Raw genomic sequence first — 19371 nt, 5'->3', positions numbered from 1 at the left:
GGCCGGACCGACCCGGAAGCCAGGTCACGACAGGCTGAGGCGTCGCAGCGTACCGTCCGTCGCGACCTGGAAGACGGCGAGCTGGTTGGTGCCGGCGTGGAACAGCTTGTCGTCGGCGAGCAGCGCGGCGAACCGGCGTCCGCCGGGGTCGGCCGGCACCACCGGGACGACGGCCCCGATGCGGCCGTTGACGGCGACGGCGAGGAGGGTGCCGTCCGGGATCCGGTCCGGGACGTCGCCCCAGACCAGTGCCGGGAGGGCGCCGGTGTCCGGGTCCGTGGCGGTGAACGCCGCCAGGTCGGCGACCCGGGCGCTGCCGGCGGCCGGGCCGGCGCGTACCTCGGTGCCGACCAGGGGGTGGGGTGTCGGCAGGGGTGGCGGTGCGGGCACGCCACCGGGGAAGGTGACCGGTTCGCCGGGGCGGTCGTAGAAGTGCTTCGTACCGTCGGTGCGGGGGGCCTGCCGGGCGGAGCGCCCGTCGACCCGCCAGGGCAACCGGACGCCGGCCTCGTCGGCCACGGTCGGCAGCAGGTCGACGTGTTCCCAGTTGCGGTCGTCCACCCGGCCGGCCTGCTGCCGGGGTTCCTTGACGAACGTCGGCACCCAGGCGACCTCCCCGGCGGCGGCTTTGATGGCGTCCATGCCTCGGCCCTGCGCGCCGGGGCGGAAGCTGACCCCGTGGTCGGCGGTCACCACGACGAGGGCCTGGTCGTAGAGGCCGTTGGCGCGCAGCGTCCGCAACGTCTCGCCGATCAGCCGGTCGGTGTAGCCGAGCTGGGCGAGGTGCCGCTGCCGGGCCAGGTCGACCCACCCGGCGCCGTCGTTGGGCAGGTCCTCGGGGGCGTCGTAGCGCGCCCCGGACGGCAGGTACGCCCACGGTGAGTGCGGCATCAGCAGGTGCAGGAAGTGCAGGGTGGGCCGGGTTGTCGGCTTCAGCCCGGCCAGGAAGCTGGTGAACCGGGCCGGTTGGTTGTCGTCCAGGCTGTCCCAGCGGAACTTCGGGTCGGCCGGCACCGGTTCGGCGGCGTCCAGGCCGGCTTCGGCGCGGGTCTGCTCGCGGTAGGAGTCCTCCGGGTCGACAGCGCTCTCCGTCGGCCCGGCGACCCGGCCGAGCAGCTTGCCGGTCTCCCGGACCAGTACGCCGAGCCCCTGTTCCGGGGTGACCGGCTGCTCGCAGCGGCTGGGTGGGCAGAGCCGGGTGATGCTCTCCTCGGCGCGGATGTCGTACAGGCCGCCGAAGGCGGTGAAGATGTTGTCCGGGTACTGCGAGTAGTGCGGGGCGACCGGCTTGGCCGGGTAGCGGCCGGTGAGCATCGCCGGGAGCGCGTTGGGCGTCCACCCGCTGACCCCGGTGGAGTTGCGGTACCAGGTGGAGCCGCCGGCCAGCTCGGCGAAGTGCGGGTACCGCCCGGCGTCGATCTTCCCGTCCGCGCCGAGCAGGCTGACCAGTGGCAGCTCGTCGAGGATCAGCATGACCACCGGCGGGTGCACGGCCGAGCCCTGCGCGGTGCCGGCCGCACCGCCGTCGCCGCGCGGCAGGACCACCGCCGAGGTGGGCGAGGCGAGCAGGAAGAGCGCCACGAAGGCCACCGGCCCGGCGGCGGCCAGTCGCAGCACCCGGCCCGGCGCCCGCCACCGTCGGTGCGCGGCCGCGCCGGCGGCTCCGGCCAGCACGGCCACCAGCAGCAGCGGTACGCCCCGAAGTGGCGTGACGTGTCGGCCGACCTGCACGGCGAGGGCGGCGACCAGCAGCCCGACCAGCCCGGTGTGGGTGAGGGCGCGGGTGGTCCGGCCGGCCAGTCGGCTGAGCGCGCCGAGCAGCGCCACCGCAGCCGTGGGGAGCACCGTCACCAGGGCGAGCAGCAGCAGAATCTGGGCCGGGTCGGCGCGGTGGAAGAGGAAGAAGTCGGGGCTGCGGCCGAGCACGTCCAGCAGTGGCTGGGTGACCACGAGACCGACCAGCGCGACGATCTCCAGCAGCCGACCCAGCTCCCCTCGCCAGCCCTTGTCCCACAGCGGTTCAGCCACCCATCACCGTCCGGTAGAGCGTGCGGGTGCCCGAGGGCAGTTCCAGCCGGTCGGTGATCCGCCCTCGGGCGGCGAGCAACGTCTCGAAGGTGTCGCGTCGGTAGTCCGGGAACAGACCGGCGGGCTTGTTGGCCAGCAGCCGGGTCGCCATCGGGTCCTCCGGGTGGACGAACTCCACCACCACCGCGCCGCCGGGCGCGGTCATCCCGGCCAGCCAGTCGATGACCTCCGGCAGCGGTACGTTGCGCCCGATCGCCAGGTGGTGCACCACGGCCAGGGCGAGCACCACGTCGGCGGACGCCCGCTCGGCGAAGCCGGCCCGCTCGACGCCCCGCCAGCCGCCACCCGGCGAGGGGTCGGCCAGGTCGAGCACCAGCGGCAGGATGCGGCGCTGCCCCTCGGAGCGCAGCTGTCGGTACAACTCGTCGACGACCGTGGGGTCCTGCTCGACGGCGACCACGTAGTCGGCGTGCCCGGCTGCCAGCCGGGAGTACCGGCCGTCGTTGGCACCGAGGTCGAGCACGAGGCGGGGGCGGGTGCCGGCGGCGACCGCGGCGGCCACGAACTGCTCCTTCGCCACCCGGTCGCGGGCCGAGTAGCCGCAGGTGCGTTGGTAGTCCGACCAGTGGCTCTCGGGCGGGCGGCGGTCCAGTTTGCGGACCAGTTTCTCGATGCCGCGTACGGTGGCGAGCAGCAGCTCCCGGGAGAAGCCGGCGGCCCGCAGTTGGTCGCGTACCTCGGTGGTGCTGGCGGTGGCGTTGCGTTGCTGCATGGCCCCGTGCAGGTGCAGGTGGGTCAGCACGCCGGGGCGCAGCCGGCGGGCCCCGCCGAAGAGCGGGCGCAGCTCGTCGGCCTCGATGCCGTCGACCCGGGCGCGCAGCCACGGTTGGAAGTCGACGCCCAGGTGGGCGGTGAGCATCAGCGGGTAGAGCACGGTCTGGCAGAACTGCCGGTAGCCGGCCCAGGCTTCGCCGTCGCGGACCGGCTCGAAGGAGCCGATGTCGATGAAGACCGGTTGGGCGCCGCGCCACTGGAGGTTGTACGCCGACCCGTCCTTCGTGGTGAAACCCTCGCCGAGCGCGGCGGTCAGGATCTCCAGGTGCAGCAGGGCGGCGTCGCGCAGCATGCTGAACGACCACTCGTACGGGTGGGAGACGAACGGGATGCGCTCGTGGCGCAGCACGGCCGCCCACGGCGTTCCGGTCGCGGCCGGCAGCAGGGTGGGCGGGGCGTCCTCGGTGGCGCATACCTTGCGCGCGGCGACGAGCGCCGGGAAGAACGTGCTGCCGGTCAGTGCCCGCCAGTGCTCGGCGGCCTGGGGGTCCAGCCCGCGCAGCACCTCGTCGCCGACGTGGAAGACCCGGTTGGCGGGGTCGCGGAAGGAGGCCGGCTCGGGCCGTACCTCGGTGGGTGAGATCGCCATCGTCGGGGCTGGCCCGCTCAGCGCTGGTCGGTGGGTTGCCGGCGGAACCGGTCGACCAGCCGTCGCCAGTAGAGTTTTGCGGCGACCGCGGCGCCAGCCACCCCACCGACGACCGCCTGCACGATCAGGCTGCCGGACCCCGCGTCCAGGTAGGCCAGATGTTCCACCGATCGCTCCTTGCCTCGCCGCCTCGACACCGGCGTCCCAGGGCGTACACCGATGAGGCTTTTGACCCAGAAAGCCGGACTTGTCCATCACCGTACGCCGGTCGCTGTCGCCGTCGCGGCCACATCGGCGTACTCCCAGCCTCACCACAGAATGCGGCCGTGACGGCCGGCCGCGCCGGTACGCTGCGGACGTGCGCTGGATGATCGTGGACGCGCCGCTGGACTCCTCCGGAGCCGGGCGCGGCGAGGAGCGGGCCCCGGCGGCGCTGCGCCGCGCCGGCCTGCGCGAGGCCCTCGCCGCCGACGACGACGGACAGATCGACGAGGCGCGGTTGCGCGACCCGAACCGCGACCCGGCCAGCGGGGTGATCGGAGCGGCCGGGCTGGTCCGCGCCGGTGGCGCCATCGCCGCGCGGATCGGCGCGCTCATCGCGGACGGCCACCGACCACTGGTGCTCGGCGGCGACTGCGCGATCCTGCCCGGCGTCTGCCGGGCCCTGCCCCCGGCGACCGACCTATGGTTCGTCGACGCCCACCCGGACTTCCTCGACGGCACGACCTCACCGACCGGTGAGGCCGCCGACATGGACCTCTCGGTGGTCACCGGGCACGGCCCCGCCGCCGCCGTCGGCCCGGACGGCGCGCTGATCGAGCCGAGCCGCGTCCATCTGATTGGGCACCGCCCGGCCACCGACGAGAGCAGCCGGGTCGAGGCGGCCCGGATCGACCCGGCGATCCACCAGGTCAACGCCGCCGAGTTGCGGCGCCGGGGCGCGGCGACGGTCGGAACCGGCCTGGCCACCGACGGCGACGGGCCGGCCTGGCTGCACCTCGACCTGGACGTGGTGGACCCGCGCGACCTGCCCGCGGTGACCTACCCCGAGCCGGACGGGCCCCGCTGGGCGGACCTGATCGCGCTGGTCACACCGTTGGCCCGCGCCGACCGGCTGCTCGGGATGAGTGTGACCGACCTGAACACTGACGAGGACCCCGACGGGCGGCACACCCGACGCGTCGTCGAGGTCCTCACCGAGATGCTGGTCGGCTGACCGGTCAGCCGTCGGCCGTTCCCGGCCGGGTGGTGCGCTCCGCCCAGGCGTGCAACGCGTCGCGGTCGCCGGCGCCGTCGAGGTTCAGCGCCGCCTCGATCAACGCGAGGTGGGTGAAGGCCTGCGGGTAGTTGCCCAGCGCGGTGCCGTCGGCGTCGAGCTGTTCGGCGTACAGGCCGAGCGGCCCGGCGTACGCGCGGAGCTGGTCGAACACCTCGGCGGCCTCCTCTCGGCGCCCGGCCAGGACCAAGGCGGAGACCAGCTCGAACGAGCAGAGCAGGAACGCGCCCTCCTCGCCGGGCAACCCGTCGTCGGCCGCGTACCGCCGGATGAGCGCCGGGGCGATGGCGAGGTCCCGCCGGATACGGTCGATGGTCGCCACCACCAGCGGGTCGCCACCGGCAAGGAACCCGACCAGGGGCATCCGGAGCAACGACGCGTCGAGTTCGGTCGAGTCGTACGCCAGCACGAAGCTGCCGACGCGGCTGTCGAAGCCACGCTCGATCACCTCGGAGTGGATGGCGTCGCGTTCCGCGCGCCACCGCTGCGTCGGTGCGTCGTGGTCCCCGACCAGGTCGGCGAGGCGGACACCCCGGTCGAGGCAGACCCAGGCCATCATCTTCGAGTTGACGTAGTGCCGCAGTGGCCCGCGGATCTCCCAGATGCCATGGTCCGGCTCCCGCCACCGGGCGGCCATCGTGTCGACGTGCCGGCGCAGCACCTGCCACTGCGCGCCGGTCAACTCTCCGGTGAGCTGCTGGTACAACAGCGCGGCGTCGAGCACGTGCCCGTACGTGTCGAACTGGAGTTGCTGGGCGGCATCGTTGCCGATGCGCACCGGCCGCGAGCCCGCGTACCCGTCGAGGTGATCGAGGATCTCCTCCTCGCGGGTCACCCCGTGGATCCCGACGAGTGGGCTGAGGACGTCGCTCGCCCCGCCGCACGTGCTGAGCAGGAAGCGCAGGTAGCGACGGCCCTCCTCGGCGTGGCCCAGTCGGAACAGGGCGAGCAGCAGCAGCGCGGCGTCGCGGTGCCAGGTGAAGCGGTAGTCCCAGTTGCGGACCCCGCCGATCTCCTCGGGAAGCGAGGCGGTGGGTGCGGCGAGCAACGCCCCGGTCTCGTCGAACGACAGGCCCCGCAGCACGGCGGCGCTGTGCCGCACCTCGTCGCTGCCCTGGCCGGTGTAGTCGGCGCGGTCGGACCACTCCCGCCAGGTGCGGCAGGTGCGTTCCAGCAGGTCGGCCGGGTCCAACTCGTCGATGTCGCCCGGGCCGTAGCCGAGGAGCACGTCGACCGTCTGACCCTCGTGCAGCACCGCCTCGGCCCGCAGCGCCGCGCCGTCGACGCGGAACGGCAACCCGGAGCGGAGCCGCAGCCCGGCCTCGGCCGCCACCCAGTGGTCGGCGTCCCGGTGCCAGAGCGCCGGGCGGGCACCGTACCCGGGGCGTGGCGTCACCTCGGCCCGCACCCGCACCGACCCCTCCCGTACGAGGAGGCGGCGTACCAGCAGCATGTCCGCGCGGAACGGCTGTGCGGCGTCGCCGGCCCGTACGGCGAGGAAGTCCTGACCGACGGCGCTGCCACCGCCAGCGTGGTACGCGCTCTCCAGGACCAGGGTGCCGGGCAGGTACCGGCGGACCGGCGCGGCGTCAGTGGCGACGGAGAACGTGAACGCGCCCCCGACGCGACGGTCCAGCAGCCGCGCGAAGACAGCGTCACCCTCGAAGTGCGGCACGCAGAACCAGTCGACCGCGCCGTCCACGCCGATCAGCGCCCCGGTGTGGGTGTCGGAGAGGAACGCGTACGAGTCGATCGGCGGCGTGGTCGGGAAGCCGAAGGCCGGCACGCGGCTCCTTACCCGGCGGTCCGGCACGGAAACGCGACTACCGGTCGCGGCGACGGGTAGTCGGCCGGATGCGACAGTTCGTCAACTGGTCCGGCAGCCTTTCGTTCACCCCGGGGGAGTTCGCCGAGCCGGCCGACGAGGACGCGGTACGGGAGCTGGTGGTGCGGGCACGCCAGGACGGCAGGACGATTCGCCCGGTGGGGTCCGGCCACTCGTCGAGCCCGTTGGTGCGCACCGACGACATCCTGCTCAGCGTGGATCGGCTCGCGGGTGTCATCACCGAGGACGCCGATCGGGCGCGGGTGTGGGCGGGCACCAAGCTCAAGGCCCTCGGTGAGGGGTTGTACGACGCCGGGCTGGCCATGGACAACCTCGGCGACGTGGATTACCAGTCGATCGCCGGCGCGACCGCCACCGGCACGCACGGCACCGGCATCGGTTTCGGCAACCTGTGCACCCAGGTGACCGGTGTTCGCCTGGTCACCGGCACCGGTGACGTGCTGGAGATCTCGGCCGACGAGAACGCGCACCTGGTGCCGGCGGCCCGGCTGTCGCTGGGCGCGCTCGGCGTCGTCACCCAGGTCACGTTGCAGGTGCAACCCCAGTATGAGCTGCGCCGCCGGGCGTGGTGCGCGCACCTCGAGTGGACCCTCGACCACCTGGCCGAGCTGCAACACACCAACCGCAACATGGACTTCTACTGGTACCCGCGCAGCGACCAGACGCAGATCCGCACCATGAACCGCGCCGACCAGGCGTCCGGCCAGCGGGTGTGGGCCGCGCCGCGGGTCCCGGACTCCGGGCCCTGGGGCGCGCCCCACGAGATCCGGTCCGGCCCGGCGCACCGCACCATCCCCCGGGAACGGGACCTGCGGTTCGAGGAGATCGAGTACATGCTCCCGTCGGAGGCGTTCCCGGCCTGCTTCGCCGAGGTCCGTCGGCGGATCCTGCAACGGCACCGCACGGTTGTCGGCTGGCGGGTACTGGTGCGCAGCATCGCCGCCGACGACATCTGGCTGAGCAACGCGTACGGGCGGCCCACCACCACCATCGCCTGCCTCCAGAACACCTCCCTGCCGTACGAGGACTACTTCCGGGACATGGAGGCGGTGTTCCGCCAGTACGGTGGCCGCCCGCACTGGGGCAAGAAGCACTGGTTGACCGCCCGTGACCTGCGGCCCCTCTATCCGCGCTGGGACGACTTCCAGGACGCCCGCCGCCGACTCGACCCGGACGGCGTGTTCCTCAGCCCCGACCTCGCCCGGCTGCTGCAGGAGACCCGATGACCGAGATCGGCGCCCGCCTGTGGGTCGTGCCGGGCGGGCACATCCCGTTCCCCGGCAACGGTCCGGAACCGGCGTTCACCAGCTTCGACCAGCTCTGCGTCCTCAACGCCACCGACACCCGCGCCGACGTCGAACTGAGCCTCTACTACGAGGACACCGAGCCGGTCGGCCCGTACGCCATCACCGTCGACGCCCGCCGGGTGCGACACGTTCGGCTCAACGACCTGATCGACCCGGAGGCCGTACGACTCGACCGACCGTACGGCTGTCTGCTGCGCTCCCCCGTCCCGGTGGTGGTGCAGTTCCTGCGCCAGGACACCCGACTGCCGGGGGTGGTGGCACTGGCCGCCACCATGGCCTATCCGGCGTGACAGCGCACTCAGGTTCATTCGACGGTCACCGGGTAACCGCCACCATGAAAACGACGGCCGGGGCGACCGGCGGGCAGACCGCGTCCGGCGCCCTCCGGGACCGGGTCGCCGAGGCCGCCCGGGCCGGTCACGGCCGCCTGCGGACGTACCTCATCGTGGCCCTGCAGGCGGGCGTGGCCGCCGCGCTGGCCTGGCTGGTGGCCCGCGAGGTCCTCGGCAACCACGAACCGACCTTCGCGCCGGCCGCGGCCGTCGCCGTCATCGCGGCTTCGCTCGGCAACCGCGCGCCCCGCGCGGTGGAGTTGGTCGCCGGGGTGGTCCTCGGCATCGGCGCGGGTGACCTGCTGATCAGCCTCTTCGGCACCGGCCCGTGGCAGACCGGAGTGATCGTCTTCCTGGCGACCGCGGCGGCGGTGCTGATCCGTGGCGTCGGCGCGCTGATGGCCCAGGCCGGCGGTACCGCGGTGCTCGTCGCGACCCTCACCCCGACCGCACCGGACCTGGAGCTGCCTCGAACAATCAACGCCCTGGTCGGCGGGGTGGCGGGACTGTTCGTGATGCTCGTCCTGCTGCCCATTAACCCCATACGGACGATTCGCCGCACCGCCGAACCCGCCCTGGACCTGTTCGCGCGGGAGATGACCGCGTCGGCACAGGCGCTCGCCGAGGCGGACAGTGAGCGCGCGAAGGCGGTGCTGGACCGGATGCGCGACGCCGACCCGCAACTCCAACAACTCACCGAGGTGACGACAGCCGCCGAAGAGGTCGTCCGGCTGTCCCCGGTCCGGTGGCGGCGTCGTCGAGTGATCCGCGCGTACCGGGCCGGGGCGGCACACATGGAGCGCGCCTTCCGGAACAGCCGCGGTCTGGTCCGGCGGATCGTCACCACGCTGCGCGACGGGGAACCGGTGCCGGCGGGCCTGCCGGCGGCGGTCGAGCACCTGGGCGAGGCGGTCCGGCTGCTGAACCGGGAGTTCCTCGCCGCCCAGGAGCCCGTGCAGGCCCGCGCACGGGCGCTGCGCGCCGTCAGCGAGGCGGGCGGGGCCTGCCGGCAGGGTCTCGGCTTCTCCGGAACGATCGTGGTCGCCCAACTGCGTACCGCCGCCAACGACCTGCTCCGGGCCACCGGCGTGCCCCGGGACGAGGCCCGCCGGCTGGTCCGCGAGGCCGCCGCCGCTGATCGGTGACTCAGGTACGGCGGTGGTGCATGCCCAGGCGCAGCAGCACGAACCGCAGCACCGTAGCGGCCAGGTTCGCCGCCACCAGCACGGCCAACTCCACCGGCCGGGCCGGCATGGCGGATACGACGTGCAGCACGGCCAACGCGCCACTGGTCAACGCCAGACCGAGGGCGAAGGCCAGCAACCCCTGCGCGTGATGCCGGGCGGCGTGCTGGCGTCCGCTGATGCCGAACGTGAGCCGACGGTTCGCTGCCGTGTTCGCCACCGCGGTCACCAGCAGCGCCAGCAGGTTCGCCGGCTGCGCGCCGAGCACGCCCCGGGTCGCCACGAACAGCAGCAGGTACGCGAGGGTGCTCGCCACCCCCACCGCCGCGAACCGGACCAGCTGCCGCGGCAGCCCGACCGGCAGGTACCCCGGCAGCGCCTGGCCGGGCCGTGCGGGCGGCGCGGTCAGCGGCGTTCCGGCCGGCTGCGCAGGCGACAGGGTCAGCGGTGCCCGGCCGAGCTGTGCGCGCAGGTCGGCCAGGGGCAGCGCGCCGGTCAGCAGCGCCCGGCCCAGCCGACCCACGCCCCGCAGGTCGGCCAGGGCGGTGGCGACGATGTCGACGCGGCTGTCCGGGTCGTCGACCCAGTCCACCGGCACCTCGTGGATGCGCAGCCCGGCCCGCTGGGCCAGCACCAGCAGCTCGGTGTCGAAGAACCAGCCCGTGTCCCGCACCAACGGCAGCAGCTCCACGGCCACGTCGGCGCGGATCGCCTTGAACCCGCACTGCGCGTCGGAGAACCGCGCCGCCAACGCGCCGCGCAGCAACAGGTTGTAGGCCCGCGAGATCACCTCCCGTTTCGTGCCGCGCACCACCCGCGAGGTACGCGCCAACCGGGTGCCGATAGCCAGGTCGGAGTGGCCGGAGATGAGCGGCGCGACCAGTGGCAGCAAAGCCGCCAGGTCGGTGGAGAGGTCCACGTCCATGTACGCCAGCACCGGCGCGGACGACGCCGACCAGGCAGCGGAGAGCGCCCTTCCCCGCCCCTTCGCGTCCAGGTGCAGCACCTCGACGCCGGGCAGCTCAGCGGCGAGGCCGTCGGCCACCTTCAGGGTGTCGTCGACGCTGGCGTTGTCGGCGACGGTGATCCGGAACGGGTACGGGAAGTGCGCGCTCAGGTGGGCGTGCAGCCGCCGTACGCACGGTCCGAGGTCAACCTCCTCGTTGTGGACCGGGATCACCACGTCCAGCACGGCGGCGGTGGGTCGGGCCTGGACGGCGGCCCGTGGTTCACCCAGCGCGGTCACGACGCCTCCGTACCGGCGCTGAGGTCGTAGACGGTGACCCCGTCGACGGTCTGCGCCGGGAACGTCTCCGCGACCCAGGCGGCGATCTCCTGGGAGGCCGAGCTGCCGCCGTTGGCCCGGAAGCCACCAGCACCGACGAAGTAATGGATTTTCCCGTCGGCCACGTACCGCTGGAACTGCGCGAGCGTCGGTGACGGGTCACTGCCGTTGAAGCCGCCGATCGCCATCACCGGTTGGCCGGTGGCAAGCTGATAGCCGGAGGCGTTGTTCGAGCCGACCGTCGCCGCCACCCAGGTGTAGTCGGCGCTGTCGCGCTCCAACAGCTGGCGCAGGGCGGCGCTGGGCTCACGGGCGTCCAGCAGCCCGCCCATTCCCCCGCCGGCCGAGCGCCCCTGGCCGCCGTCGGCACCGGGGAACTGGCCGCCACCTGGGAAGCCGGGCGCGCCGGTACGACCACCGCCCGGGAAGCCGGGCCCCGGACCGCCGTTCTGACCGCCACCGGGGAACTGGCCGCCACCCGGAAGTTGACCGCCGGCCGGTGGTTCCATGCCGGCGGGCGGTCGCCCTCCGGGGAAACCGCCACGACCGAGCCCGCCCGCCACGAACGGGCCGGCGCTGGGGATCGACCCGGTGTGCGGGGTGGCGGCGGTCTGCACCGCGTACGCCACCGGGCCGGCGAGGACCGCCGCCGCGCCAAGGCCCAGCACGACCGGCACCAACCGGCGGGGCAGTCGGGTGACCAGCAGAAGCAGCACCGCCCCGACCAGGCCGGCGACGAGCACCGTGGTCCGCAGCCACGGGTACCAGTCGGGGCTGCGTCCGAGCAGCACCCACGCCCACCACACGGTGACCGCGAGAGTGCCGGCGAGCGTCGTCGTGGCGGCCAACGGACGCCATCGCTGCCAGCGTGTGCCGGCAGCGGCACCGTCGGCGGACGCGGGCAACGGATCACCCGCTGAGGTCCCGGCGACCGCAGCCGGAGCCGGAGCCACGGCCAGTCGCCGCTCGCGCCAGAGCAGCGTCACGCCGATGCCGACCAGCGCGCCGATCGCCGGTGCGAGCGCCACCGTGTAGTAGGCGTGGAAGATCCCGGACATGAAGCTGAAGATCAGGCCGGTGACCAGCAGCCAGCCGCCCCAGAGCAGCAGCCCGGCCCGGGTGCGGTCGGTGCGCGCCGCCCGCCCGGTCAACAGCAGGCCGGCGACCAGCAGGATCAGCGCGGCCGGCAGCAGCCAGGAGACCTGACCACCGATCTCGCCGCCGAACATCCGCAGCACGCCGGTCTGCCCGGAAAACGGGCCGCCCCCGCCGCCCGGCCGCGCGCCACCGCCGCCGACGCTGCCCACCTCGTCGCCGGTGATCCGGCCAAGGCCGTTGTAGCCGAGGGTCAGCTCCAGGATGCTGTTGCCCTGCGACCCGCCGATGTACGGGCGGGCGCTGGCCGGAATCAGCTCGACCAGCGCCACCCACCAGCCGGCGGAGACCACCACCGCCAGCCCGGCCAGCAGCAGCTGCCGGACCCGCCGCCACAGCCCGGTCGGCGCGGCCAGCAGGTAGACGCCGGCGAAGACCGGCACCACCAGGAACGCCTGCAACATCTTGGTGAGGAAGCCGAAGCCGACCAGCACACCGACCAGCACCATCCACCGGGTGCTGGCCGTCTCCAGCGCACGCACGGTGGCGTACGCCCCGGCGACCAGCAGCAGGACCAGCAGCGCGTCCGGGTTGTTGAACCGGAACATCAGCGTCGCCACCGGGGTGACCGCGAGGACCGCGCCGGCGATCAGACCGGCGGCCGGCCCGTACCAGCGCTTCACCGTCGCGTGGAGCACGCCGACCGAGGCGACCCCGCAGAGCGCCTGCGGCACGAGCATCGCCCAACTGTTCAGCCCGAAGACGCGCACGGACAGGGCCATCAGCCACAGCGACGCGGGTGTCTTGTCGACGGTGATGGAGTTGGCGGCGTCCGACGAGCCGTAGAGGAACGCCTTCCAGTTCACCGAGCCGGCCTGCACGGCCGCCGCGTAGAACGAGTTCGCCCAGCCGGAAGCTCCCAGGCCCCACAGGTAGAGCAGGCCGGTGGCGAGCAGCAGGACCGCCAGCGCGGGCCGGGCCCAGGCCGGCGAGCGGCGTGTCGGCGGCGAGTGCTCGTCGGGGCGGGTGACCGTCGGCGGCTCGGGTGCGGCGGATGCCGTCGGCAGGGTCTCTGTTCTGTCCATGCGGCCAGCCTCGACGGCGGGGCTGGCGCGACCCCGTGCGCCGACTATGCGTCAGCTGTGGGATTCGGCAACCGGACGGTGAACACTGTCCGACCTGGACGGCTGTCCACCCCGACCGCGCCGTGGTGGGCCTCCACCACCGCCGCGACGATCGCGAGGCCGAGGCCGGTGCTGCCGTGCGCGCGGGACCGGGAGCTGTCGCCCCGGGCGAACCGCTCGAACATCTCCGGTTGCAGCTCCTGCGGCACCCCCGGCCCGTCGTCGGCGACGGTGAGCACGGCACTGGCGGCGTCGACGGCCAGCGTGGTGGTGACAGTGCTGCCGGGCGGGGTGTGCACCCGGGCGTTGGTGAGCAGGTTCGCCACCACCTGGTGCAGCCGGGCCGCGTCGCCGGGCACCCGGATCGCCACCTCGGGCAGTTCGAGCTGCCAGCGGTGTTCGGGGCCGGCGACGTGCGCGTCACTGACCGCGTCCACCACCAGGGCGGTCAGGTCCACCGGTTCGACAGCGAGCGGCCGGCCGGTGTCGAGGCGCGCCAGCAGCAGCAGGTCATCGACGAGGCTTGTCATCCGGGTGCTCTCCGACTCCACCCGGCGCAGCGCGTGCGCCACGTCGGCGGGGACCTCGTCGCGGCCACGCCGGGCCACCTCGGCGTAGCCGCGGATCGCCGCGAGAGGCGTCCGCAACTCGTGGCTGGCGTCGGCGACGAACTGGCGTACCCGGGTCTCGCTGGCCTGCCGGGCGGAGAGCGCGTCGGCGACGTGGCCCAGCATCCGGTTCAGCGCCGCGCCGACCTGACCGACCTCGGTGCGCGGGTCGGTGTCGGCGGCCGGGACCCGGACGGCGAGCGCCACCTCCCCCCGGTCCAGGGGCAGCTCGGTGACGCGGGTGGCGGTGGCGGCCACCCGGTTGAGCGGTCGCAGGGTCGCCCGCACGATCAGCGCGCCCGCCACACCGGCGAGCAGCAGCCCGACCGCGGCCACCCCGGCCTGTGCGGCGACCAGCGCCCAGATGGTCTCCTGGACGCCGGAGAGGGGGATTGCGACGACGCGTACGCGGCCGTCCCAGTACTGCCGGGCCACGGCCCGGTAGTCACCGCGCTCGCCGAGGTCGACGGTGCGCGGTCGGGCGTCGACCGGCAGGTCCGCCAGCACGGCGACCTCCCCCACTGCGACGGTCTGCTCGTCGGGGAACGGATCGGCGCTGGAGACGCTGTTGGTCAGGGTCCGGGCGCTGGTCACGCGGCCGTCGGTGATCTCGGCGACGACCGCGCCGGACGGCAACCCGGGCGGGATGCCCGGCCCGTTGCCGGGAAACGCCGGCCGACCTGGACGGTCGCCCCGCATGGCCGTGGCGGGGGCCAACTGGGCGTCGAGCCGGTCGATCAGGAAGTGCCGCAGCGCCACAGTGGTCAGGCCACCGATGGCGACGCTGACCAACGCCAGCAGCGCGAGCAGGGCGAACACCAGTCGGGTACGCAGGGAGCGCCCGGCCAGCCACCCGCGGGCGACGCGCAGCGGGTGGCGCCTACTCGGCGGGTTTGAGGACATAGCCCGCGCCGCGCAGCGTGTGGATCATCGGTGCCCGGCCGGCGTCGATCTTCTTGCGCAGGTACGAGATGTACAGCTCCACCACGTTGGCCTGGCCACCGAAGTCGTAGTTCCAGACCCGGTCGAGGATCTGCGCCTTGCTGAGCACCCGACGCGGGTTGCGCATCAGGTAACGCAGGAGCTCGAACTCGGTCGCGGTCAGGGTGACGAGTTGGCCGGCCCGCCGGACCTCGTGGCTGTCCTCGTCGAGGCTGAGGTCACCGACGGTCAGCACCGCCTCCTCCCGGGCGGCGATCGCCAGCCCGGAGCGGCGCAGCAGCGCGCGCAGCCGGGCGATCACCTCCTCCAGGCTGAACGGTTTGGTGACGTAGTCGTCGCCGCCGACGGTCAACCCGGCGATGCGTTCCTCGACCGCGTCGCGGGCGGTCAGGAAGAGCACCGGCACGGTCGGAGCGTGCTCGCGCAGCCGGCGCAGCACCTGGAAGCCGTCCAGGTCGGGCAGCATCACGTCGAGCACCACGGCGTCCGGCTGGAACTGTCGGGCGGTGCTCAACGCCGCCATGCCGTTGCCGGCGGTGCGGACCTGCCAGCCCTCGTAGCGCAGGGCCATCGAGAGCAGGTCGGTGAGCGTGGGTTCGTCGTCGACCACCAGCACCCGGACGGGCTCACCGTCGGGGCGACGCAGCTCGATCCGGCTCGGCGCGGCCTGCCCGTTCATGACCATGGGCCCCATGGTGGCCGCCACGCCTGTGCCGCGCCCCTGCGGAAGCTGTGCGCGAGCTGTGCGGGCGGGCCGACGCGACGCCGGCGACGCCACCGGTCAGCCCCGCCTCGTGGTCACTCGGACACCCCGTACGCGTCCGTGCGCACGAACCGCATGCTCCAGCCGCCGGCCTCGTCGGGCCGGTCACGCTCGTAGAGGTGGTCGGGGCCGGGCTGCACCGGGCCCGTGCCGTCCGGGTGACGCATGATCCAACGCTGGGGCGGGGCGCCGTCCGACCCAGCCGGCAGCAGCCGGACCAGGCCGTCCGCGGGCCCACCGACGAAGCGTACGGTGACCTCGCTCATCGCGGCGTCCCCTCGGGTGACCGTGCCGGCACAATCGGTGACACCGGCTCTGGCTCGCAAGCTACCGCACCCGCCGCCGTGGCGCAGCGAGGTGCGCGGGGCCGTCCGCACGGAATCTGGCTCGGTTTGCCCAGCTCGGCACTCGGGTACCGGCACCTGTGCACCCGTCGTCGGCGGGGCGAGGACGAGGAGCGGTCGATGCGGATGCTGGACGGGCGGTACCGGCTCGAACAGCGCATCGGTGTGGGCGGGATGTCCGAGGTGTGGCGGGCCTACGACCAGGTGCTGGACCGGCCGGTCGCGGTGAAGCTCCTCTCGCCCGGCCGTGACGATCGGGACGGCCCGGTGGACCGGATCCGGGCGGAGGCCCGGTCGGCGGCCCGGCTGGAACACCCCAACGTGGCCAGCGTGCACGACTTCGGCACCTCCTCGACGTGGCCCGGCCAACCGGTGCCCTACATCGTCATGGAGCTGGCCGAGGGTGAGACGCTCGCCGTGCACCTGCGCGCCGGGCCGCTGGACTGGCGGATCGCGGTGCGGGTCTGCGCGGAGGTCGCCGCCGCGCTGGCCGCCGCGCACGCCGAGGGCATCGTGCACCGGGACGTCAAGCCCGCCAACGTCATGCTCACCCCGGCCGGGGTGAAGGTGCTCGACTTCGGCATCGCCATCGCCGCCGGCGCGCCGGACCCGATGCCGACCGGGATGGTGCTGGGCACCCCGGCGTACCTGGCACCCGAACAGCTGGACGAGGCGCCGGCCTCTCCCGCGGCCGACATGTACGCCCTCGGCGTGCTGCTCTACTACAGCCTCACCGCCCGCCTGCCCTACCGTGCGGCGACCGGCAGCGAACTGCTGCTCGTCCGCCGCCGTCAGCCACCGGAGCAGCTTCCCGACATCGCCGGGCTCCCGCCGGAGGTCGCCGACCTGTGCCACTCCTGCCTCGCCGACGACCCCGAGCAGCGTCCGACCAGCCTGGTCGCCGCGCTGCTGCTGGCCGAGGCGGTGGACGCCCGGGTGTACGTGCCGATGACGATCGCGACGACCCGCCGGCCGGCCCCGACGTCGCCGTGGACCGAACGGGCCGCTGCGGAAGCCACCGAGGCTGTGGTGCTGATGGACGAGCCGCACCTGCCCGCCGGGCGCTGACCGGACGACCCGCGGCGTTTCGCCGGGCGGCGAAGGGGTAGCCGGCCTGGTGAGCGACGGGAGAAACGCGATGCCGGATCAGAGTTCCTGGCTGCGTGAGGCCACAGCGACCGCCGAGGGCGGTCACGTACGCACCGACGATGGCGGGCTCTCCACCGCGCTGGCCTCACCGCTGGCGCCGCACTGCACCGGGTTGACCCCGGAACAGTTACTGGCCGCGGCCTTCGCCTCCTGCCTGCATCACGCGGCGGTGGAGGTGGCCGGGGAGATCACCGACGAGGCGCACACCGTGCAGGTCCGGGCGGAGGCGAAGCTGGGGCGGGACAACGACGGCCGGTACCGGGCCGACGTGCACGCGGAGATCTCCTCGGCTGGGCTGAGCCGAGATCAGCTGGCCGACCTGGTCGAGTACGCCGACCGGCTCTGGCCGTTCTCCAGCGGCGACGCCAGCCGGCACCGTCTGACCGTCACCCCAGCCGAGAACGGCCGACACTGACTCCACGCTCGGGGGGCCGGTTGGTGGAGGCGCGCCTCGGTTGTTCGGCTGAGCCCTGAAGGTGGCCGGAGGTGCAGCCGGCGAAGTGACGGGGCGACCGCATTCACCCGGCAAGTCGGGAATAACCGTCTGGAGCCATCCGAGAGGTTGATCTACTCCACTCGCGTTTTGCCCGATAAAGTCGGCATGATCAGGGCAAATTGTGGCGCATGCCACCGTACGGGCTGATGGCATCCGGCATTCAGCTCTTTAGCCTCGTCAGGTGCATCCCGACGACCCCTCCGCCCAGAAGCTGACCGACGCGCGCCCGAGCACCCCCTCGGACGACGCCGCATCAACCGAACGGACGATCGGCCGTCACCGCGCTTCCGAACCGTCGCGGCGTGCCCTGCTGGGCTCGACCCCGGTGCGGGTGGCGCTGGCCACCGGTGTCACCTGCTGCCTCAGCCTCGTCGCGGTCGCCACCGCGCGAGGCAACGACGACACCCCCCGTACGGTCGAGCCGCTCGCCGAGGCGGTGGCCGACCGCGCCGCCATCGCCAACGAGCGCGCCTCCCGGTCGCTGGACCGCGACGCCGCCCCCGCCCGGATCCTGCCCAGCCCGACGGCGAAGCCCACGCCCACTCCCACCGCAGTCCGCAAGGCACCCAAGAAGCCGGTCAAGCCCCGCCGCCCCCGGCCGGTCGCCGGCCTCGACCAGGCACAGATGGACAATGCGAAGATCATCGTGGACGTCGGCCTGGAGATGAAGATGCCGCGCCGCGCCCTGGTGGTGGCACTGTCCACCGCGATGCAGGAGAGCAACCTCTACAACCTGGCCAGCGACGTCCTCCCGGAGTCGGCGGAGTACCCGAACCAGGGCAGTGGCTCCGACCACGACTCGGTCGGGTTGTTCCAGCAGCGGCCCAGCAGCGGCTGGGGCACGGTGGCCCAGCTGATGCGCCCGTCGTACGCCGCGCGGGCCTTCTACACGGCGCTCAACGAGATCCCCGGCTGGCAGGACATGAGCGTCACCGCCGCCGCCCAGGCCGTGCAGATCTCCGCCTACCCCGACGCGTACGCCCAGCACGAGGACCGGGCGACCACCGTCGCGGCGGCGCTCACCGCCTGAGCCGGGCACCCACACCCGCGCAGTCTCAGCGACGGCCCGGCGGTGGCTCCGCGCCCGCCTCCGGGCCCCCGACCCGGCTGCCCGGCACCGCGGCGGCTGCGGTGGGGGTGTCGGCGGGCACCTGGTCGACCGTCACCTGGCTGAGGATCTCGTCCACCCGCACCTCGCGCCGTCGGCGAGCGTCCAGCGCCGCCTCGAAGTCGCGCCGGGCCTGCACGGCCTCCGCGTACGCCCGCTCCCGCACCCGCCGTGCCTCCTCGCGGGCCTCGTCCAACTCGGCGCGGGCCTGGGCCAGGATGTCGGCGGCCTCGCGCCGCACCGCGTCCCCGGCGTACCGGGGGGCACCGACGTCGCCCAGGTCGAGTCGCTGCAGGAGCCCACTGAGCCAGGCTGCCTCCTGGCGGATCTCGTCCCACTCCCGGCCCGCCCCGGCCGCGCCCTCGGCCCGCGCCGCGAGCCGGGACAACCGGATCCCCAACTCGTCCAGGCAGTAATCCACCTGCCGCTGGTCGTAACCGGTCTCAACGACGGAGAACCTCATACTGTCGCCCCCAGGCAGCTGCTGTTACTTCCCCACCTGGATCCTCGGCCGCGACCGCTCGCGCCGAGGGGGTTCGGGAAAATTGTTCAGCATGCGCGCAGGCGGCGCGGGGCGTCAGGCGCGCTTGGGCAGCACGACGACCCGGCCGAAGAACTCGTCAATGCGGCGCACCACGTCGTTGAAGTCGTCCAGGTCGATCGGCTTGGTGACGTACGCGTTGGCCTGCAACGTGTAGCTGCCGACGATGTCGGTGTCGGCGTTGGAGGTGGTCAGCACGACGATCGGGATTGTCCGCAGATCCTCGTCCTGCTTGACCGCACCGAGCACCTGCCGACCGTCCATCCGCGGCATGTTCAGGTCCAGCAGGATCACGTCCGGGCGGCGGGCCTGCTCGTGTCGGCCCTCGGCGCGGAGAAACTCCATCGCCTCCTCGCCGTCACTGACGACGTCGATGATCTTGTCGACGTCGGAGTCCGCCAGTGCCTCCTCGATCATCAGCACGTCACCCGGGTCGTCGTCGACCACCAGGATGCGTACCGGCTGCGGGCTGTCTGCGCCCATCACTACCTGCCTCAGAGTTGGCGAAGACGGGACCCTG

18 protein-coding genes are annotated in these 19371 nt (G+C 73.4%); 7 read left to right on the top strand and 11 right to left on the bottom strand.

From position 1 onward, the window contains the following. Nucleotides 1–24: 24 nt before the first annotated feature. Genes DLJ58_RS08020 through DLJ58_RS34055 form a run of 3 tightly spaced genes read right to left on the bottom strand, consistent with a single transcriptional unit; the run spans nt 25 to nt 3618 of the window. On the bottom strand, nt 25–2028 hold the full coding sequence (locus DLJ58_RS08020; protein WP_124854564.1) for a sulfatase-like hydrolase/transferase: 2004 nt from the start codon (nt 2026–2028) through the stop codon (nt 25–27). Further along, a complete protein-coding gene (locus DLJ58_RS08015) occupies nt 2021–3451 on the bottom strand; it encodes a class I SAM-dependent methyltransferase (RefSeq protein WP_124854563.1) in 1431 nt (476 codons plus the stop codon). The genes DLJ58_RS08020 and DLJ58_RS08015 overlap by 8 nt, the downstream gene beginning before the upstream one ends. Before the next feature lie 17 nt (nt 3452–3468). Next, nucleotides 3469–3618 carry a hypothetical protein gene (locus DLJ58_RS34055; protein ID WP_165947858.1) on the bottom strand — a complete coding sequence of 50 codons (150 nt, stop codon included), beginning with the start codon at nt 3616–3618 and terminating at the stop codon, nt 3469–3471. A 200-nt stretch (nt 3619–3818) separates the two neighbouring features. On the opposite strand from DLJ58_RS34055, the gene DLJ58_RS08010 reads away from it, so the two are divergent. Further along, nucleotides 3819–4667 carry an arginase family protein gene (locus DLJ58_RS08010; RefSeq protein ID WP_244218836.1) on the top strand — a complete coding sequence of 283 codons (849 nt, stop codon included), beginning with the start codon at nt 3819–3821 and terminating at the stop codon, nt 4665–4667. A gap of 4 nt (nt 4668–4671) precedes the next feature. On the opposite strand, the gene DLJ58_RS08005 is transcribed toward DLJ58_RS08010, so the two are convergent. Further along, the gene (locus tag DLJ58_RS08005; RefSeq protein WP_208740923.1) at nt 4672–6513 is read right to left on the bottom strand and encodes a glycoside hydrolase family 15 protein; all 1842 of its coding nucleotides are present in this window, start codon (nt 6511–6513) and stop codon (nt 4672–4674) included. Between the two features lie 68 nt (nt 6514–6581). Between DLJ58_RS08005 and DLJ58_RS08000 the strand changes: the two genes are divergently transcribed. From DLJ58_RS08000 to DLJ58_RS07990, 3 genes are read left to right on the top strand one after another with little or no spacing between them, the layout of a single operon-like run. Continuing rightward, complete coding sequence (locus DLJ58_RS08000) at nt 6582–7799, top strand: D-arabinono-1,4-lactone oxidase (protein ID WP_124854561.1); 1218 nt, start codon at nt 6582–6584, stop codon at nt 7797–7799. After that, nucleotides 7796–8170 carry a sensory rhodopsin transducer gene (locus DLJ58_RS07995; RefSeq protein ID WP_124854560.1) on the top strand — a complete coding sequence of 125 codons (375 nt, stop codon included), beginning with the start codon at nt 7796–7798 and terminating at the stop codon, nt 8168–8170. Before DLJ58_RS08000 ends, DLJ58_RS07995 begins: the two co-directional genes overlap by 4 nt. Nucleotides 8171–8214: 44 nt before the next feature. Beyond that, nucleotides 8215–9357, top strand: coding sequence for an FUSC family protein (locus DLJ58_RS07990; protein WP_124854559.1), 1143 nt, complete (start codon nt 8215–8217; stop codon nt 9355–9357). A gap of 1 nt (nt 9358) precedes the next feature. Here DLJ58_RS07990 and DLJ58_RS07985 read toward each other — a convergent pair whose 3' ends face one another. The 5 genes from DLJ58_RS07985 to DLJ58_RS07965 all read right to left on the bottom strand — a co-directional run bounded on the left by DLJ58_RS07985 (nt 9359) and on the right by DLJ58_RS07965 (nt 15479). Then, entirely contained in the window at nt 9359–10642 is a 1284-nt protein-coding gene (locus DLJ58_RS07985) for a bifunctional glycosyltransferase family 2/GtrA family protein (protein ID WP_124854558.1), read from the bottom strand. Further along, nucleotides 10639–12861 (bottom strand): ArnT family glycosyltransferase, encoded by a 2223-nt coding sequence (locus DLJ58_RS07980; protein WP_124854557.1) that lies wholly within the window; start codon nt 12859–12861, stop codon nt 10639–10641. Before DLJ58_RS07980 ends, DLJ58_RS07985 begins: the two co-directional genes overlap by 4 nt. Nucleotides 12862–12905: 44 nt before the next feature. Beyond that, the gene (locus tag DLJ58_RS07975; protein ID WP_124854556.1) at nt 12906–14411 is read right to left on the bottom strand and encodes a sensor histidine kinase; all 1506 of its coding nucleotides are present in this window, start codon (nt 14409–14411) and stop codon (nt 12906–12908) included. Then, complete coding sequence (locus DLJ58_RS07970) at nt 14389–15129, bottom strand: response regulator transcription factor (protein ID WP_372433046.1); 741 nt, start codon at nt 15127–15129, stop codon at nt 14389–14391. Before DLJ58_RS07970 ends, DLJ58_RS07975 begins: the two co-directional genes overlap by 23 nt. A gap of 119 nt (nt 15130–15248) precedes the next feature. Continuing rightward, entirely contained in the window at nt 15249–15479 is a 231-nt protein-coding gene (locus DLJ58_RS07965) for a hypothetical protein (RefSeq protein ID WP_091408172.1), read from the bottom strand. Between the two features lie 198 nt (nt 15480–15677). Between DLJ58_RS07965 and DLJ58_RS07960 the strand changes: the two genes are divergently transcribed. The 3 genes from DLJ58_RS07960 to DLJ58_RS07950 all read left to right on the top strand — a co-directional run bounded on the left by DLJ58_RS07960 (nt 15678) and on the right by DLJ58_RS07950 (nt 18232). Next, entirely contained in the window at nt 15678–16625 is a 948-nt protein-coding gene (locus DLJ58_RS07960; RefSeq protein WP_124854555.1) for a serine/threonine-protein kinase, read from the top strand. 70 nt (nt 16626–16695) lie between these two features. Beyond that, nucleotides 16696–17121 (top strand): OsmC family protein, encoded by a 426-nt coding sequence (locus DLJ58_RS07955; RefSeq protein WP_030332593.1) that lies wholly within the window; start codon nt 16696–16698, stop codon nt 17119–17121. 262 nt (nt 17122–17383) lie between these two features. After that, a complete protein-coding gene (locus DLJ58_RS07950) occupies nt 17384–18232 on the top strand; it encodes a hypothetical protein (RefSeq protein WP_167493687.1) in 849 nt (282 codons plus the stop codon). Nucleotides 18233–18257: 25 nt separating this feature from the next. Here DLJ58_RS07950 and DLJ58_RS07945 read toward each other — a convergent pair whose 3' ends face one another. Next, the gene (locus tag DLJ58_RS07945) at nt 18258–18773 is read right to left on the bottom strand and encodes an ATPase (RefSeq protein ID WP_124854554.1); all 516 of its coding nucleotides are present in this window, start codon (nt 18771–18773) and stop codon (nt 18258–18260) included. A 114-nt stretch (nt 18774–18887) separates the two neighbouring features. After that, nucleotides 18888–19334, bottom strand: coding sequence for a response regulator (locus DLJ58_RS07940; RefSeq protein WP_124854553.1), 447 nt, complete (start codon nt 19332–19334; stop codon nt 18888–18890). Between the last annotated feature and the right edge of the window lie 37 nt (nt 19335–19371).

Source organism: Micromonospora arida (genome assembly GCF_003857035.1).
Taxonomy (GTDB): domain Bacteria; phylum Actinomycetota; class Actinomycetes; order Mycobacteriales; family Micromonosporaceae; genus Micromonospora; species Micromonospora arida.
This window is presented reverse-complemented; position numbering and strand designations above follow the sequence as displayed.